The sequence below is a fragment of the Leptolyngbya sp. CALU 1928 genome (genome assembly GCF_056784215.1).
In genome coordinates this window covers 104,079-120,240 of sequence record NZ_JBXBCE010000019.1, presented here as the reverse complement: position 1 = coordinate 120,240, position 16,162 = coordinate 104,079, and the positions used below count along the sequence as shown (strand labels likewise).

Genomic DNA, 16,162 nt, shown 5'->3' with positions numbered 1-16,162 from the left:
CCACTAACTTGTTTTTAAAAACTGCTGGATACGGGCGATCGCGGCTTCCAACACCCGTGGCTCCTGCACCAATGCCAGTCGTATATAGCCTTCGCCTGATTTGCCAAAGCCTGCACCGGGCGATACGGCAACCCCGGTGGCTTCGACGAGTTGGGTCGCAAAGCCGATGGAGTCCTGCGTCCACGGGTCGGGCAGTTTTGCCCAAAGATACATAGTGGCGGCAGGGGTAGACACGTTCCAGCCAATGCGATGCAGCGCAGCAACCGCAGCATCTCGACGCTGCCGGAACGTTTCAACGACGGTTTGAATCGAAGCTTGGGAGCCAGTTAAAGCCGCGATCGCCCCGTTCAAAATACCGCGATATTGGTTAAAGTCGATCGCGGCTTTTACCTGCCGCAACGCCCGAATTAACTCGGCATTGCCAATCGCATACCCCACTCGAAAACCGCCCATGTTGTAGGACTTAGACATCGTGAAAAATTCGATCGACACCGTTTTTTGCGGGTCTGCCTGAAGCACAGATGGAACAGTGATTTCTGCAAAAAACAAGTCCGCGTAGGGGAAATCGTGAACCAAAACAAGAGTGTGCTGTTGGCAGAAGGCAACGGCTTTTTGAAAAAATTCTAAAGGCGCGATCGCGGTGGTGGGGTTGTGAGGATAGCTCAACACCATCATTTTTGCTTGCGCCAGTATGGTTTCTGGGATGTCTTCCAAGACTGGCAAAAAGTGATTCTCTGCCAACAGCGGCATGGGGTAGATCTGTCCACCAGCAAGGTAAACGCCGCCTGCATGGGAAGGATAGCCCGGATCTTGCAGCAGCGCAAAGTCTCCCGGATTGAGAATTGTTAAGGGCAAATGGGCAGTGCCTTCTTGAGAGCCAATCAGTGGCAGCACTTCGGTTTCGGCATCAACAGGAACCCTAAACTTTTGGGTATACCAGTGGGCGGCAGCTTGGCGAAATTCTTGTGTGCCCGAAAACAGCAAATAGCCATGGGTGCTAGGGTCGGCTAGGGAATCGGCGATCGCCCTGAGTACAGGCTCCGGCGTGGGCAAATCCGACGATCCGAGGGACAAATCGATCAGTTCCCGCCCTGCAACGCGCGCGTTCGCTTTTGCCTGATCCATGTCGGCAAACACATTGAGTTGGAGGGGCGCTAACCGCTGGGCAAACTGCATAGTCGAGGTTCTATCAGGGTTCTAGACGGATTGAATTTAGGCTAAAGCTGGCATGTTCTCAGTTAAAAATGCTTCCACCTGTTTTTTGGGAATTGCCCCTTCTACGGATGCCACCACTTCACCTGCCTGGAATAAACGAAAGGCAGGAACCCCATCCACTTTATAGGTTTTAACGGATGCTGGATTGGGATCAACTTCCATTTTGATTACCTTCAGGCGATCGCCATAATCTGCTGCGACTGTTTCCATCATCGGAGCCATCAGCCGACAAGGACCACACCAAGTTGCCCAAAAATAGACCAGCACGGGCTGTTCGGCTTGCAGCACTTCCGCCGAAAATTCAGCATCCGTAATAATCGTGACGCTACTCATACGCTTTCCCAAATAACATCAAAAACAAAGCCTTCGTATTTTGACTTGTTTTGAACCTCAAAGGCAAACCCAGTCAATATAGAAGGCTAGAAAAATGCTGCAATGATGAGTGAGGAGCGATCGCCGATGGCAGACTATTCGCTAACGTCTCACCGCCTAAAGTTGATCGAGCTTTGTTTTTAGTGCTTCTAGTTCAGCATCCACCTCAGGATTGCTCGTTTGCTGAGCCGTCACTTTGTCCGCCGGAGCGCTAGACGAAAGCTGTGCCTGGTCTTGAGCCGCACCGCCTAATAGCTGAGCTTTCATCGCTGCCAGTTCATCATCTACATCGCCACCCGATTCCAACAGGGCAAACTGGCTTTCCAAATCGGCTCCAGCCAATTCCGCTGCGGCTTGAGATTTTGCCTCCATTTGCAGCACTTTTTCTTCCATACGCTCAAAAGCTCCCATAGCGCTGCCCGTGCCCATGCGACCCACCACATTTTGCAGTTGCTCGTTGGCTTTTGCCGCCGATGCCCGTGCTTTGAGCATATCTTTTTTAGTTTTGGCTTCCGAAATCTTGCCTTCTAGCGCAATTAGATTCCGCTTCAGCGTATCGACCATGGTGCTTTGTTGGTCGAGTTGAGTTTTGAGGGAGGCAGCAGTTTCAGAATTGGTCTTTTTACGAACCAACGCTTCCCGCGCTAATCCTTCGTCGCCCTTCTGGATTGCCAACTGCGCCCGTTGCTGCCAGTTGTTTGCTTCAGTCTGAGCCTGGTTATGTTGCTGCTGACTCCGCTTTTGGCTTGCGATCGCGCTTGCCACCGCCTGACGCATTTGCACCAGGTCTTCCTGCATATCAATAATCGTTTGCTCTAGAATCTTTTCGGGGTCTTCAGCTTTACTGACGACATCGTTCAGATTTGCACGGACTACCCGGCTAACACGGTCAAACAATCCCATGACTGCCAATCCTTAATTTTATAAGAAGCCTAATCTACAGTGTAGGACTTCAAGCCGCGATCGCCCATTTACAGAGATTTTTTTTAAGGTGGAACCGCAGTATATGAGCGCGATCGCCTGCCCCGTCCCGACAGGGGATAAGATTAGGTCGTTGTGCTGGCGATCGTTCCCGTTGTAGGGGAACTAGCGCTAGCGGTAGGTTTTACCGGAATTCGTCCGGCTTGGTATGCCAACCGCCCTGCTTCTGCCGCAAGACTCATCGCCCGTGCCATCGCTGGAGAATTTTGAGCTTGGGCGATCGCGGTATTAATTAACAGTGCATCCGCCCCCATTTCCATCGCTTGAGCCGCTTCGCTGGGCACCCCAATACCCGCATCCACCACCACCGGCACCTTTATCGTTTCAATGATGATTTGAATATTGGCAGCATTATTGATCCCTTGCCCGGAGCCAATTGGAGAGCCGAGGGGCATCACGGTCACACAGCCAACTTCCTCTAACCGTTTTGCCAACAGCGGATCGGCATTGATGTAAGGCAATACGGCAAATCCTTCTTTGACCAATTGCTCTGCGGCTTGCAGAGTGCCAATCGGGTCAGGCAATAAATATTTAGCATCGGGAATCACTTCCAGCTTGACAAAGTTATTGTCTTCCTGACCCAGCAATTTTGCCATCTCACGACCCAATCGCGCCACTCGGACGGCATCTTCGGCAGTTTGACAGCCAGCAGTGTTGGGCAACATCCAGATTTTGCTCCAATCTAAAGCGTCTGCCAGACCTTCATGCCCAGGAGCGTTGGTTTGCACACGACGGACGGCGACGGTGACAATTTGGCAACCGCTTGCCGCCACGCTTTGTCGCATCTCATCAAAATTGCGATATTTTCCCGTTCCCGTCATCAGGCGCGAGTGAAAGGTGCGTCCAGCAATGATTAGGGGATCTTGGAGCGATCGCTCTGTGGGCTTATCTAGGGTATACATAGTTCAATCAGGGAATAAGTGGTCAGAGAAATAATCAAAGGACTTTCTAGTCTAAAGCGTTCGCAGCAGCTTTAAAATTGAACCTATGGATAATCTAATCACGCTCCAAGTCAACGGCGAGCCGCAAGGCTGCCCTAAAAACACATTGTTACCGATGTTCTTAGACCAACTGGGCTTAAATCCCAGACTGATTGCCGTGGAATACAACGGCGAAATATTACATCGTCAGTTTTGGGACACTACGGAAATGAAACCGGGCGATCGCCTAGAAATTGTCACCATTGTGGGAGGCGGTTGAGTTCGGAGTGTGAAGAATTTAGGGATTAGCGCGCGTTGGCAAGCAGGGCAGAGGTTCCCGCAGTCGAAAATTCTGCGATCGCGCCCATTGCCGCGCTCAACAATCGTCCGGGCTGAAAATCATCTTTAATCAGGTGCCAAAGTCGTTGAACTTCTTCAGTATGGATGCGATCGTCTTCAGTCAGGGCAATGATTAACTGCTGCCGTAAAAACGCTCCTTCCTCTGAAAGCAAAAATTGAATGCCCATTTGAGCCGAAGGCAGGAGATCAAAGTTGCCATTGGTGCGGGCGATCGCAATCAAATTTTCCAACCGCGACCACTGAAACTTGCCATCCTTAAATAACATCTCTAACAAGCGGCGACGCAGTTGAGGCGATTCTCCGGTTAACAAGCGCTTTGCCACATAAGGATAGGCAACTTCAATAATTTTGAAATTGGGGTTAATCGTTAACGCTAACCCTTCTTGAGTCACCAACGAGCGAATAATTAAAGCAAACTTGGAAGGCACCCGAAACGGATACTCATACATCAGTTCCGAAAAACTATCCGTGATGGTTCTAAAGTTGAAATCCCGCACACTTTCGCCAAAAGCTTGAGAGAAAACCGCTTCTAAGGCGGGCACAATCGGCTGAATATCAACCTCTGGGGTTAAAAAACCGAGAGTCACAAAATCTTTTGCCAGGTCTTCATAATCTCGGTTGATCAAATGAACCACCGCATCGACCAAGGTTTCTTTGGCGCGCTCATCTAGCTGATCCATCATGCCAAAGTCGATATATGCCATCCGAGCTTCCACCGACTCACCCGGCTGAATGCCGCCTATGGCACATTGGGGAGTCATGGCAAATAGATTTCCAGGATGGGGATCGGCATGAAAAAAGCCGTGTTCCAAAAGCTGTTGTAAGCCGCTAGTCACGCCAATTTCGATCAGATCATCGCTGGCTAAACCAGCTTCCCGAATGCGATCGGTATCCGTCAGCTTATAGCCGTGAATCCATTCCAGCGTCAGCACCCGACGGCTGCTGTAGCGCCAATAAATTGCAGGGACTTTCACCTTTGGATTATCGCGGAAGTTGGTCGCAAATTTTTCGGCATTCCGCCCTTCATTCAAATAGTCCACTTCTTCAAACAACTTGATGCCAAACTCATCCACAATCAGCGTCAAGTCATGCCCTAGATTCAGCGGTAGCCATGGCGCAATCCAACTAGCTGCCCACCGCATCAGATACAAATCTAAGGTCAGTATAGGCAACAAGTTAGGGCGCTGCACTTTGACAGCGACTTCTTCGCCGCTGTAAAGAAAAGCTTGATAAACTTGACCCAAACTGGCGGCGGCGACAGGCTGAGGAGAAATTTCGCTGTAAACGTCCTTCACCGATCGCCCCAACTCTTGCTCAATGATCCGAAAGGCTAGCTCAGTCGAAAAAGGTGGCAACTGATCTTGGAGTTTGGTCAGTTCTTCGAGAAAATCTTTGCGAATCAAATCAGGACGGGTAGAAAGCGCTTGCCCAACTTTAATAAAGGTTGGACCTAAACGAATTAAGGTGTGGCGTAACTGTTCTGCCCGCTTCAGGCGATTTATCTCTACTCGATTTCGCCATGAATCTATTTTTAACCCAAGGAAAAAACTTAAAAATGAAACTGCGACATTTAAGGTGCGCCAAAGTGTTAGCCAGGGGCGAAGCCGATAATATCGAGCGATCGCGATCGCGTCGTAGCGTTTCAGCAAAGCAAGGGGATTTTGACCCACCGTCTCATGAACCTCTTAAGTTAAAACAGAACCGATACAAAAGGTTCGAGGAGCAACTCAACATTCACGGTTTTGAACTAACGATGCAGAATCGCTCAACCAAGCCTTTGACATAAACTGAAAAACCACCGTTAAATAACAAGATGGTTATTTCATTTCATTAACTATAGTATAGAAAACTACAAATATTTTGAGTGCAGAGTTTAGTGCTTAAGCGACTCGTTTACTTAATAGTTCGTTGAAATTTTTTAATAAAGGCGATCGCTACAGGAATAGAAGCGATCGCCTTTATTAAAGTTTTATCGGAATGGAAGGTTCGGGAACCCTTAAAGCCCTTATCTTTTGAGCATAGGGATGTAAAAGAGGTTCGGTGCGTGTCAATTTGCAGATTAACTACTTTTGCTTGCTCTTAGCCTGACGACGTTTCAAATAGCCCATCCCCAAGCTAGCGCCTAGCATCCCTAACATTGTGGTTGGTTCTGGCACCGCCGCACTATCCCCGCTCACAATCACTTCTCCACCCGTCGCATCAGAGATTAGCGACGAAATATCGCGCACGCGGATATCTGCACCGCTAGCGATATCAGTGGCATCAACCGTGCCCTGCAAGTCTTCGCGGATGTATTGCTCTAAAGCAGACTGATAAGTGACACCGCCGAGAGTGAATTTCCGGCTGTCAGAGATGCCTGCCAGGGTCGCAAAGTTATCGCCCCCGTTGGCAGTGAAGTTGATTGTTGCCAAATCAAATAACGCTTGATTTGGATCAACCAGGAAACCGCCCTGCGCCACGTCATACAGGAATTGCCCGGTGCGATCGTTGTTGGGGTCGAGCAAAATACTGATGATTCGAGCGCCTTGTTGAGTGATTGCACCTGCTGCGGTGACGACTTGTGCAGCTTTGGTTACGTCATAGACCACTTCTAAGCCTGAGATCTGGAGAAACTGACCACCACCGCCTACTCCCGGAGTCGTTTGCCCGGAAACTGCCCGCTCCAAAATGGGCAACAGTTCGCTACCCGTAAGGTCTTTAACCACTGAAACAAAGTTGGAAAACGGCAGTACATCGAAGGTGTCAAACTCGGAGATGGTCTCGCCCGGAGCAAAACGGCGATCGTTGCGAATCCCGCCACCGTTTTGGATGCCCACCAAAATCTTGGCAGGATCTAGCCCGATCGCCGGTGCGCCATCTTGAGCAGCATCTCGAATCGCATCAGCAATCAAGCTGCCAAACAGCGTACTTTTCGCCCGAACTTCAGTCCGCACACTATTCAACGGCACATTGGCAACCCCCACAGGAGTTTGCCTCAGGTCAGCAACAAAGTCTCGCACCGGATTTTGCACTTGGCTAACTAAATCTGAACGACCCGTCAACCCATCCAGAGTGGCGTTGCGCTTTGGACCACTAGTCGGCTCCAAAATGCTGGAAACTTTGCCGTTTGCAAAATCTAGCTGCAAATTGCCCAGGTACTTATATTCACCATCCGTAGAAACGATCAATAACGGGGCAACTCCCGCAGGCAAAGCCGCCAAACTAGTAACTTGCTGACCCGTTTCGGAGTTGTAGATCAAGGGATAAGAAGGTACGGCTGTTTCACCCGTTAAAGGCAGAAGGGGATCGTCTGGGTTGGCTAAACGAGTGTCGCTACCCGCTGCCACAATCACATCTACATCCTTCAGCTTGCCCGCCAAACTCTTTTCTTCATTGATATCTTGCAAGTGAGAAACGAGAACCACCTTATCAACGCCTTGAGCAGTCAGCTTATCCACTTCTGCCTGAACCGTGCTGACCAGTACGCTAAAACCCGGTGTTGTGGATAAATCACCGATCGTACCAATATTGCCAGGGCTAGAAATGGAGCGCAGCAAGGGAGTTGTCACACCCACAACGCCAATTCTCTCTTCTACGCCGTTTACCACTTTGGTAACAACAGTGCTGGGCTGAATCAAACCTTTTAACGGGCTGCTGTCGGGAATCAGCAAGTTAGATGAAACAAAGGGACGGAATCCAGTGCCGTTGCCGTCCGGGTCGATGAACTGGGCTAAGACATCGGGTCCGAAGTCGAATTCATGGTTGCCAATACCGCCTACGTCAATGTTGAACAGTTCCAATGCCTTGGCATCATAAAACTGCTGCCCTGTAGGGAGACGAAGACTTGCTTCAAATTGAGGACCTGCCAAAAAGTTATCTCCAGCCGTGACCAATAGGTCAAAGTCCGTATTGCTGGCGTTGCGTTGGCGGTCTATTAGATTAGCAAACAAACTCACACCGCTGTAGTCGAAGTTTGGGGTTGTTGCAGTGCTGGGAGCGGTGCGGTTCAGCAGGGAAGATTCGCCATCGCTGAAGTGCAGCAAATTGAGCGTAAACGCCTGAGCCATGCTAGGCATAAAAGCACCGGTCAGGGTGAGAGTAGACGCAAACAGCCAGCGACGCAAGCGACAGCCTTGGCTGGAGTTAGAGTTTTTGGGTTGCATGATCATGGTTGGATGACTGACTGGGACAGATAAACACTGGATGAAATGCTTGTGGAAAATTATGCGAGATCAAACATTGGAGGCTGGGCGATCGCTTAGTTCAGTACATTTACTGTCTCGATCACGCTTAATTAGGACAGTTTCCGTAGACTTACTAAGATGCTTAAGACTGTAGCGATCGCGGGTTAAGAAGACTTCAAGAACTGGTAAGCAAACCTTAGAAAAATCAGCAAATTCACGTAATCTTCATCTATCTCACCAGCATTTAGTCACAGGGAGCAGTAAACAGAAAAAGCCGCTTTTATCCATCTACACAGAGACAGATTTAGCTTTTGTACAAGATGAGAGTTCGCTTCTTGCTAGATTCAGTGCGAAAATAAGCAAACGGGTCAGATTGGATAACTTATGAGTGAAGTGAAATCGGTTACGGGGCGCGGCATTCCGCTATTGGGCAATGATATTGATACCGATCGCATCATTCCGGCGCGGTTTTTGCGGTGTGTCACCTTTGATGGATTGGGTCAGAATGTGTTTGCAGACGATCGCAGTCAGCGCAACGGACAGCATCCGTTTGACTTGCCACAGTACCAGGGAGCAGAGGTGCTAGTGGTCAACGGCAACTTTGGCTGTGGCTCTTCGCGGGAACATGCGCCTCAAGCGATCGCTAAGTGGGGCATCCAGGCGATTGTCGGCGAAAGTTTTGCTGAGATTTTCTTTGGAAACTGCTTGGCAATGGGGATTCCGTGCGTCACAGCAACAGCGGATGTAGTGAAGAAACTGCAAGATGCGATCGCGGCAGATCCCCAGGTGGCAGTCACTTTAGATTTAGAAACTGGTCAGGTCGTCTGTGGTGATTTTTCTGCACCCATCACGATGAATGAAGGCGCTCGTTCTATGCTGGTGTCGGGCACTTGGGATGCCTGTGGACAGTTGGTTGCCCAAGCGGATCAAGTTCGGGCGATCGCTGCCCAGCTACCCTACATTCAATGGAGCAGCTAAATAAAACAGAAGTTCATGCTCTTGGTGATTACCAAATTCTTGCCATTTTGAGCGCAAACATTGGCAGTTCAGGTTCGCAACTGACTGATACAGGATTGTCCAAAATCTCTGGCAGGCGATTGGGTCGATAAACATGAACTTGACCATTCTTGCGGTCGATCAGCAATCCCAACCTCACCCCATTTGTCACATATTCCTCCATCTTTTCCTGTAAGCTCACCAACGTATCGCTGCTAGACCGTAATTCCACCACAAAATCAGGGGCGATCGCTGCAAAAGATGCCTGTTGTTCCGGTGCCAGAGCATTCCAGCGATCGCACAAAATCCACGCTGCATCCGGGGAGCGAATTGCGCCATTGGGTAAGGTAAAACCGGAACTGGAATCAAAGGCTTCTCCGGTCGCATCCGCTTCAGCCCAAACAAAAAGCTGTCCAAAGATTCTACCGTTGCGGTTTCCAGTATCAGCAAATGCTGGCGGCATAACGACAATTTCTCCATTCGCACTCCGCTCGATTCGCAAGTCGGGATTCGTTCGACAAAACTCATAGAACTGTTGATCGCTCATCTTCGACATGGGTGTCAGCGAAGAAAGATCAATCGGCAGTGACATCTGTTCGGATTTGATCAACAGGCTAGTCATCAGCAACCTAACTCCATCCAGAAAAGGCTTGCCTCATTGTAACGAGTCGCCAGCAGCCACGATGAAAGGTGGGCTAGGAAAACAACACTGCCGCGATCGCTGCCCAGTTGCCCTACATTCAGTGAAGCTAGTCAAGGTTAAAATCCTAATAACTTTATGTCAGCAAAATTTTATGCCAGACACCCTCGATCTCTTCATTGACCTGAACGAAGCCGGATTGGATCTAGAGCCTGAAGACTTGGAAGCATTTTCTCAACGCCTTGCTAACGAACTAAAAGATGGGTTAGCGGAGGATGCAACCTTAGTACGGTCAGCCGATGTACCCGAAGGCAGTAAGGCGGGAGAAGCCGGATTCAACCTGGGAATCCTGAAGGCAGAGGTAAACCTGAAGAATATTCTGGCAATATTTGGTTGGCTCAAAACCCGCATTGCAGGCGCAACGCTGAAAGTTGAGTATGGCGATGTCAAGCTGGAATATCGCACTCCAGAACAACTAGAAAAGCAATTGCAGGCATTAGAGAAAATCTCGCATTTGACGGTTAGAGTAGTGAAAAGCGATACCAGCAAGGGTTAATGGCAAGAGTTGCACTGCTAATTGGCACTGGGGCATATACAGAAGGCTTGAAACCATTACCTGCGGCTCCTAAAGATGTGGAGGCGATCGCAGCCGTATTACGCAATTCAGAAATGGGTGGGTTTGATGAAGTGAAAACTTTGATTAACGAACCCTACACAATAATTGCAGAAACGATTGAAATTTGGTTTCGAGAACAGCAAAAAGAAGATCTAGCATTGCTTTATATCTCTGGGCACGGCGTAAAAGATGCTCAATTGGATCTCTACTTTGCCGCCTGTAATACTCGCAAGCAAAAAGAGGAGTTAGTGCGCTCGACCGCCGTTGCTGCCAGTTTTGTCCGCGATCGCATTCGAGATAGCAAAGCTAAACGGCAGATCATTATTCTGGATTGCTGTTTTAGCGGAGCCTTTGGCGATCTGCTGTCAAAAGATGACGACACGATCAATCTCGAAACCTTGCTGGGTGCAGAGGGGCAGGTCGTCCTTACGTCTTCCAGTTCCATTCAATACTCGTTTGAGCAACGGGATGGAGAGCTTTCTCTCTACACTCGCTATCTAGTGGAAGGTATTCGTACTGGAGCCGCTGATATTGATGGAAATGGAGCCATTTCTGTCCAAGAACTGCACGACTATGCAAAGCGCAAGGTTCAGGAAGAATCGCCTGCGATGACTCCCAAAATCATTGTGTTAAAGGGTGAAGGCTATCAGATTCGGATTGCGAAAGCCCCGTTGGGTGATCCGAAAGTGAAATATCGCAAGGAAGTAGAGGCGATCATTCAGGAAGATGGAGATGAAATTGATGAGGTGTTAAGCCGTTCGCTGCTCGAAGAGTGGCAACGTAAACTCGGCTTGACCGATGCAGACATACAAACAATTGAAGCCGAAATTTTAGAACCCATTCGCCAGCGTCAAGTGAAGATCCAGCGATATAGAGACGTATTCACCCGTGCCCTTCAACACAAAAATCCGTTGGGTGAACGGGAACGCAAACGATTAAAGCAGCTTCAGCATGTTCTCGGCTTGTTGGATGAAAATGTGCAAGCGATTGAAACTGAGGTCATCCCAGAAAGTTTAGCTATTGAGAATGAAGACTTGCTACGCAAAGTTCAGGTTTTGAATGATGAGATAGATTTCATATCCAGCAAGATTGAGCAAGCAACACGTGGCTACGACCTTAATTTAGCAGCAGAATGGACGTACAGCAGACTCGACAAGCTAAAACTAGAACTTCAACCATTAGAAGCGGAAATTGCTCGTAGAGAACAAACTTCTGATCAAGTTGATGACCTCAGTTCAGAAAAAGGAATTGACTACACTCGACTGCGGGATTTGCTCAGAAAGTGCAGTTGGAGAGAGGCAGACCATGAAACTTACTTAGTGATGCTGCGCGCAATAGACAAAAAAGATGGTGACCATATCAGCAATGAGGAGCTTTTGCACTTTCCTCTTAGGGATCTCCTTACTGTTAATAGGTTGTGGATGAATTACAGCAATCGAAACTTTGGCTTTTCTATTCAAAAAGAGATTTATTTTGCTATTGGAGGTAGCGTTGAAGAGCGCCATCGTGGAGAAATATGGGAAAAGTTCGGCGATTATGTCAAGTGGAGAGTTGAAGGAATCTGGCTTGAGGATTCAGATATAAGATTTAGCACGTATGCTCCTAAAGGACACCTACCTTGGAAAATTTGGAGATCCCGTGGTTGGGTTTTAGGGGATTTAATCTCTTATGATTTTTAAGTTTGTCGTATTGATTTCATATAGTTGTACAGCACACATGAAAGCCATCGTTTTATTATTTATCCGGGACGAGTCATTTCCGCTGGCTTCACCCATTGATCAAACTCATCGCCTGTGACAAATCCTAGTTGCAGCGCGGCTTCTCTGAGGCTGATGTTTTCACGATAGGCAAGCAGCGAGATTTTGGCGGCTTTTTCGTAGCCAATGTGGGAATTCAGCGCCGTCACCAACATGAGGGAATTGTCGAGATGATCCTGAATGCGTGGCTGGTTGGGTTCTATGCCGATCGCACAGTGGTCATTAAACGAGCGACAGCCATCCGCCAAAAGCTGAATCGATTCCAGCACATTGTGCAGCATCACAGGTTTATAGACATTGAGCTGAAAGTTGCCCTGAGACCCAGCAAACGCGACGGCGTGGTCATTGCCAAACACCTGTACCGCCACCATCGTCAGCGCTTCGCACTGAGTCGGGTTGATTTTTCCTGGCATAATCGAGGAACCCGGCTCATTTTCAGGAATGTTGATTTCGCCAATGCCTGCCCGTGGTCCAGAGGCATACCAGCGGACATCGTTAGCAATTTTTATCACGGCTCCTGCCAAGGTACGCAGAGCTGCACTGACATTGACCATGGCATCGTGGGCAGAGAGGGCGGCAAACTTGTTTGGGGCAGAAACAAAGGGTTTGCCCGTTTCGATCGCGATTTTTTGGGCAGCCAGATCACCAAACTGGGGATGGGCGTTGATGCCCGTACCCACGGCAGTGCCGCCAATCGCCAGTTCGCACACGCCCGGAATAGATCGCTGAATTGTGGCGATCGCGTCATCCAGTTGCGCCACCCAGCTTGAAATTGCCTGTCCCAACGTGATCGGCGTGGCATCTTGCAAATGGGTGCGCCCCACCATGACGATGGCTTGGTAAGCTTCAGCCTTTGCTGCTAGCGTGTCTCGCAGAGCAATGACCGCAGGCATCAATTCTGCTTCCAACTGTTCCACTGTGGCAATGTGCATCGCCGTCGGAAACGTATCATTCGACGACTGGCAGCGGTTGACATGATCATTGGGATGAACGGGCTGTTTGGAGCCAATCACCCCACCCGCAAGCTGAATCGCTCGATTAGCAATCACTTCATTGGCATTCATGTTGGATTGAGTGCCCGATCCCGTTTGAAACACGACCAAAGGAAATTCCTCGTCCCACTGTCCCGCAATCACTTCATCCGCCGCCCGGACAATGAGTTTCACGGTTTCGACTGGTAATAAGCCCAGTTCACCATTGGCGATCGCCGCCGCTTTTTTCAAGATTCCCAAGGCTCGTATGACCGATCGCCCCCACTGAAACCGCTCTACCCCAATGGCGAAATGGTGCAGCGATCGCTCCGTTTGGGCACCCCACAACCGCTCCGCTGGAACCTGCACTACCCCCAAACTATCGCTCTCCTGCCTGGTTTGATTTTGATTCACGTCACTCACACTCATTTAGCTTCCTCTTCCCTTTTCCCTCTCACCTCTTCCCTTTTATTTATAAGGCCATGTTGTGATTAGAAATACTGCCACCGTTGCGATCGCCAATACTTCTTGAACCAAATTGCCCACTAGTGAACCGACCATTAGCCCAAGGGCAGCTTTAAGAGAAAGCATCAAATCCTTGGAGTACAAATACTCTCCCACAACTGCGCCGATCGCGGAACCAAGAATGATACCGATAAACGGACCTAAAGGGCCCCCGATGGGTAAGGTTGGCAAAAATCCAAATAGTCCTAACACTAGCCCAATCATCGCCCCAATTTGCCCCCATTTACTTGCGCCTGCTTGCTTTGCACCGATGTAGCCTGCCAAAAAATCAATGCCAATTCCCAGCAGCAATACGACCACCGCCACAATCAGCGCCGTGGTGCCGCTGGTGAAATTGCTGGCAAACGCCCAAATGAACGCGGCGATCGCAATCAAACTAATGCCAGGAATCCCTGGAACAATGGCACCAATGATGCCAACAACCATGACGAGAACGAGAGTCCAATAGAGATAAAGCATGGGAACAGGAGGTTAAAGGTTAGGGAAGAGGGCGGGGAAAGTTTTGAGTTTTGAGTTTTAAGTTTTGAGGTCGTCATTCGTCACTTTGCTGATTGTGTAGGCGAGTTTGTCTGCGATCGCGCTGATCCATTGTTCGTCTTGGCGGGTATAACTGCGGGGGGCATTGGCACCCAAAATCAGTACGCTTTTTTCGTCGATTGGCTGACAGATTACGCCTTGAGTGTTTTCTGGCAAATAATCAAACTCAATTTTGCCGGGATAAACCGCTAATGCGACTAAATAAATCGGTTTCTGTTTATCTAAGACACGCTGGAGGATAACTCCCGGTTTTATAGTTGCTTGTTCCGGTAAAATGCCTCGTCGCAGAAGGACTTTGCCGCCGTGCCAGACAATCAGCGATCGCGTTACCGTATTGGTTAGCAGCAGATGGGATGCCCACGCCAGCTCGGTTTGAAGTGTTTCTGACAAAGTGGGATCAAGGTCAAATACTTCTGTGCCCACTAATTCCACACTGTCGGGCGATCGCGGTTGCACTCGTTGCCAGATTAGCCCCGTCAAGATCAGCACGGCACAGACTATAATCCCTACCACGTCCGATCTCGCTTGAGCCGGAGTCAAACTGTCAGTCAGCAATCGGTTGACCAATAACAGTGTGCCTGCCACTCCCCCGACGGCAAATGGGATCAATCTTACTATCGAATTTGAATCAGATTTTGCCATTCCACACTTTAAAAGGCGCTATATTCAGAAGCTTTAATATACTGGTCTTGCCATTTACTCTAGCAAGTTCAGTCGCGCTAGTTAAAGGAAGATAACCGTGTTTGATGGGTTCAGTTCTACTTTGGTTTCGGTGTGGCTGTCAGCGTCAGGAATGCCGCAGTCGCTTAGTTCTGCCGTGGATGTATTGCAGACTACTCCTTGGGTAGTCAATGCTGCCAGTGCGGATGGTACGACCGATGCTTTATTGCAGCAATATTTAAAGGGATTAGCAGGGCAAGGCTTGCCAATTGAGGCGCAGGGTGTGTGGTTGCAATCAGGTCCGATGCTGTTGTCTAGCAATCAAGGGGCGACACCACTTCCCGCCGCATCGCTAACCAAAATTGCCACGACTCTCGTGGCTTTGGATACTTGGGGAGCGGATCATCGCTTTGAAACGGTGATTAGCACGACGGGGAAAGTGGAGCAGGGCGTAGTGAATGGCGACTTAGTGATTCAGGGCGGCGGCGATCCGCTGTTTGTGTGGGAGCAGGCTTTTTCAGTAGGCAATGCGCTGAACAAACTGGGGATCGCTAAAGTGACAGGCGATTTGGTGATTGTGGGCAATTTTCAAATGAATTTTGAAATAATGCCAGATAAGGCGGGAGAGTTGCTCAAGCAATCGTTGAATGCAAGCGCTTGGTCGGAAGACGCGATCGCCCAATATCAAAATCTGCCGCCTGGTACGCCCCGTCCTCAACTTGAGATTGCCGGAGCCGTGCGCGTCATTCCAGCAAGTTCGATGCCGCAAACTCAAGAGGTGCTGCGCCATCAGTCTTTACCGCTGGCGCAAATTTTGAAGTTGATGAATGTCTATAGCAACAACGTGATCGCCCAAACTTTAGCAGATCTAGCGGGGGGCGCGCCGATAGTTGCCCAAAAAGCGGCGGCGCTGTCAGGCGCTCCGGCTCAAGAGGTGTTGTTGTCAAACGGGTCTGGGTTAGGCGTTGAAAACCGGATTTCGCCTCGCGCCGTTTATGCCATGCTGTCAGCGGTGCAGCGCTATGCGATCGCCCGTAATTTGACGATTGCCGATCTATTTCCCATTGCTGGCAAAGATCAGGGCACCATTCAAGAGCGCCCAATCCCTGGTGCGTCGGTCGTCAAAACCGGGACGCTAAATGATGTCAGCAGCTTAGCAGGAGTGTTGCCGACTCGCGATCGCGGCTTGATTTGGTTTGTGATCATGAACCGGGGCAGCGATTTAGATGGCTTACGCGCCCAGCAAGATCAACTCCTGCAAGGCTTAACCCGGCAGTGGGGCGCGGTGGCTTCGATACCTTTGGCGATCGCCCCTCGTCGCCCAATTGATCCGGCTAGTGCGTTGTCAAAGCTGAGCGATCGTAATGAGGTGCTGCTAGCACCGCAATAACTAAGTTTTAAGGCTCGCTAACAAACTTGAGAGAGCTAAATCATAGTTGTGATATCACT

The 16,162-nt window shown here is 49.5% G+C and carries 15 protein-coding genes; 5 read left to right on the top strand and 10 right to left on the bottom strand.

The features are described 5' to 3' along the window. Nucleotides 1-3: 3 nt before the first annotated feature. From AC1S5B_RS25870 to AC1S5B_RS25855, 4 genes are all read right to left on the bottom strand, one after another. Nucleotides 4-1,176: an LL-diaminopimelate aminotransferase gene (locus AC1S5B_RS25870; RefSeq protein ID WP_482038538.1), complete on the bottom strand. Its 1,173-nt coding sequence runs from the start codon at nt 1,174-1,176 to the stop codon at nt 4-6. A gap of 36 nt (nt 1,177-1,212) precedes the next feature. Next, a complete protein-coding gene (locus AC1S5B_RS25865) occupies nt 1,213-1,548 on the bottom strand; it encodes a thioredoxin family protein (RefSeq protein WP_482038537.1) in 336 nt (111 codons plus the stop codon). Nucleotides 1,549-1,704: 156 nt separating this feature from the next. Continuing rightward, on the bottom strand, nt 1,705-2,490 hold the full coding sequence (locus tag AC1S5B_RS25860) for a PspA/IM30 family protein (RefSeq protein WP_482038536.1): 786 nt from the start codon (nt 2,488-2,490) through the stop codon (nt 1,705-1,707). Nucleotides 2,491-2,633: 143 nt separating this feature from the next. Next, nucleotides 2,634-3,470, bottom strand: a complete 837-nt coding sequence (locus tag AC1S5B_RS25855) for a thiazole synthase (protein ID WP_482038535.1) — start codon at nt 3,468-3,470, stop codon at nt 2,634-2,636. Nucleotides 3,471-3,555: 85 nt separating this feature from the next. Between AC1S5B_RS25855 and thiS the strand changes: the two genes are divergently transcribed. Further along, nucleotides 3,556-3,768, top strand: a complete 213-nt coding sequence (thiS, locus tag AC1S5B_RS25850; RefSeq protein WP_482038534.1) for a sulfur carrier protein ThiS — start codon at nt 3,556-3,558, stop codon at nt 3,766-3,768. A gap of 25 nt (nt 3,769-3,793) precedes the next feature. Here thiS and AC1S5B_RS25845 read toward each other — a convergent pair whose 3' ends face one another. Together AC1S5B_RS25845 and AC1S5B_RS25840 are read right to left on the bottom strand one after the other, a co-directional pair. Then, on the bottom strand, nt 3,794-5,518 hold the full coding sequence (locus AC1S5B_RS25845) for an ABC1 kinase family protein (RefSeq protein WP_482038533.1): 1,725 nt from the start codon (nt 5,516-5,518) through the stop codon (nt 3,794-3,796). A 393-nt stretch (nt 5,519-5,911) separates the two neighbouring features. Beyond that, nucleotides 5,912-7,990 (bottom strand): 5'-nucleotidase C-terminal domain-containing protein, encoded by a 2,079-nt coding sequence (locus AC1S5B_RS25840; RefSeq protein ID WP_482038532.1) that lies wholly within the window; start codon nt 7,988-7,990, stop codon nt 5,912-5,914. 405 nt (nt 7,991-8,395) lie between these two features. Between AC1S5B_RS25840 and leuD the strand changes: the two genes are divergently transcribed. Next, entirely contained in the window at nt 8,396-8,989 is a 594-nt protein-coding gene (gene leuD, locus AC1S5B_RS25835; RefSeq protein WP_482038531.1) for a 3-isopropylmalate dehydratase small subunit, read from the top strand. Nucleotides 8,990-9,017: 28 nt separating this feature from the next. Here leuD and AC1S5B_RS25830 read toward each other — a convergent pair whose 3' ends face one another. Beyond that, nucleotides 9,018-9,629: a Uma2 family endonuclease gene (locus tag AC1S5B_RS25830; protein ID WP_482038530.1), complete on the bottom strand. Its 612-nt coding sequence runs from the start codon at nt 9,627-9,629 to the stop codon at nt 9,018-9,020. Nucleotides 9,630-9,801: 172 nt separating this feature from the next. Between AC1S5B_RS25830 and AC1S5B_RS25825 the strand changes: the two genes are divergently transcribed. After that, on the top strand, nt 9,802-10,203 hold the full coding sequence (locus AC1S5B_RS25825; RefSeq protein ID WP_482038529.1) for a hypothetical protein: 402 nt from the start codon (nt 9,802-9,804) through the stop codon (nt 10,201-10,203). Beyond that, nucleotides 10,203-11,942, top strand: a complete 1,740-nt coding sequence (locus tag AC1S5B_RS25820; RefSeq protein WP_482038528.1) for a caspase, EACC1-associated type — start codon at nt 10,203-10,205, stop codon at nt 11,940-11,942. The genes AC1S5B_RS25825 and AC1S5B_RS25820 overlap by 1 nt, the downstream gene beginning before the upstream one ends. Before the next feature lie 59 nt (nt 11,943-12,001). Here AC1S5B_RS25820 and fumC read toward each other — a convergent pair whose 3' ends face one another. The 3 genes from fumC to AC1S5B_RS25805 are packed head-to-tail and all read right to left on the bottom strand — an operon-like array spanning nt 12,002 to nt 14,695. Continuing rightward, complete coding sequence (gene fumC / locus AC1S5B_RS25815; protein WP_482038527.1) at nt 12,002-13,420, bottom strand: class II fumarate hydratase; 1,419 nt, start codon at nt 13,418-13,420, stop codon at nt 12,002-12,004. A 39-nt stretch (nt 13,421-13,459) separates the two neighbouring features. Continuing rightward, nucleotides 13,460-13,975, bottom strand: a complete 516-nt coding sequence (locus AC1S5B_RS25810) for a DUF456 domain-containing protein (RefSeq protein WP_482038526.1) — start codon at nt 13,973-13,975, stop codon at nt 13,460-13,462. Between the two features lie 57 nt (nt 13,976-14,032). Further along, nucleotides 14,033-14,695, bottom strand: a complete 663-nt coding sequence (locus AC1S5B_RS25805) for a cofactor assembly of complex C subunit B (protein ID WP_482038525.1) — start codon at nt 14,693-14,695, stop codon at nt 14,033-14,035. 97 nt (nt 14,696-14,792) lie between these two features. Here AC1S5B_RS25805 and AC1S5B_RS25800 point away from each other — a divergent pair, with 97 nt between their 5' ends. Continuing rightward, nucleotides 14,793-16,103 carry a D-alanyl-D-alanine carboxypeptidase gene (locus AC1S5B_RS25800; protein WP_482038524.1) on the top strand — a complete coding sequence of 437 codons (1,311 nt, stop codon included), beginning with the start codon at nt 14,793-14,795 and terminating at the stop codon, nt 16,101-16,103. Nucleotides 16,104-16,162 lie beyond the last annotated feature (59 nt).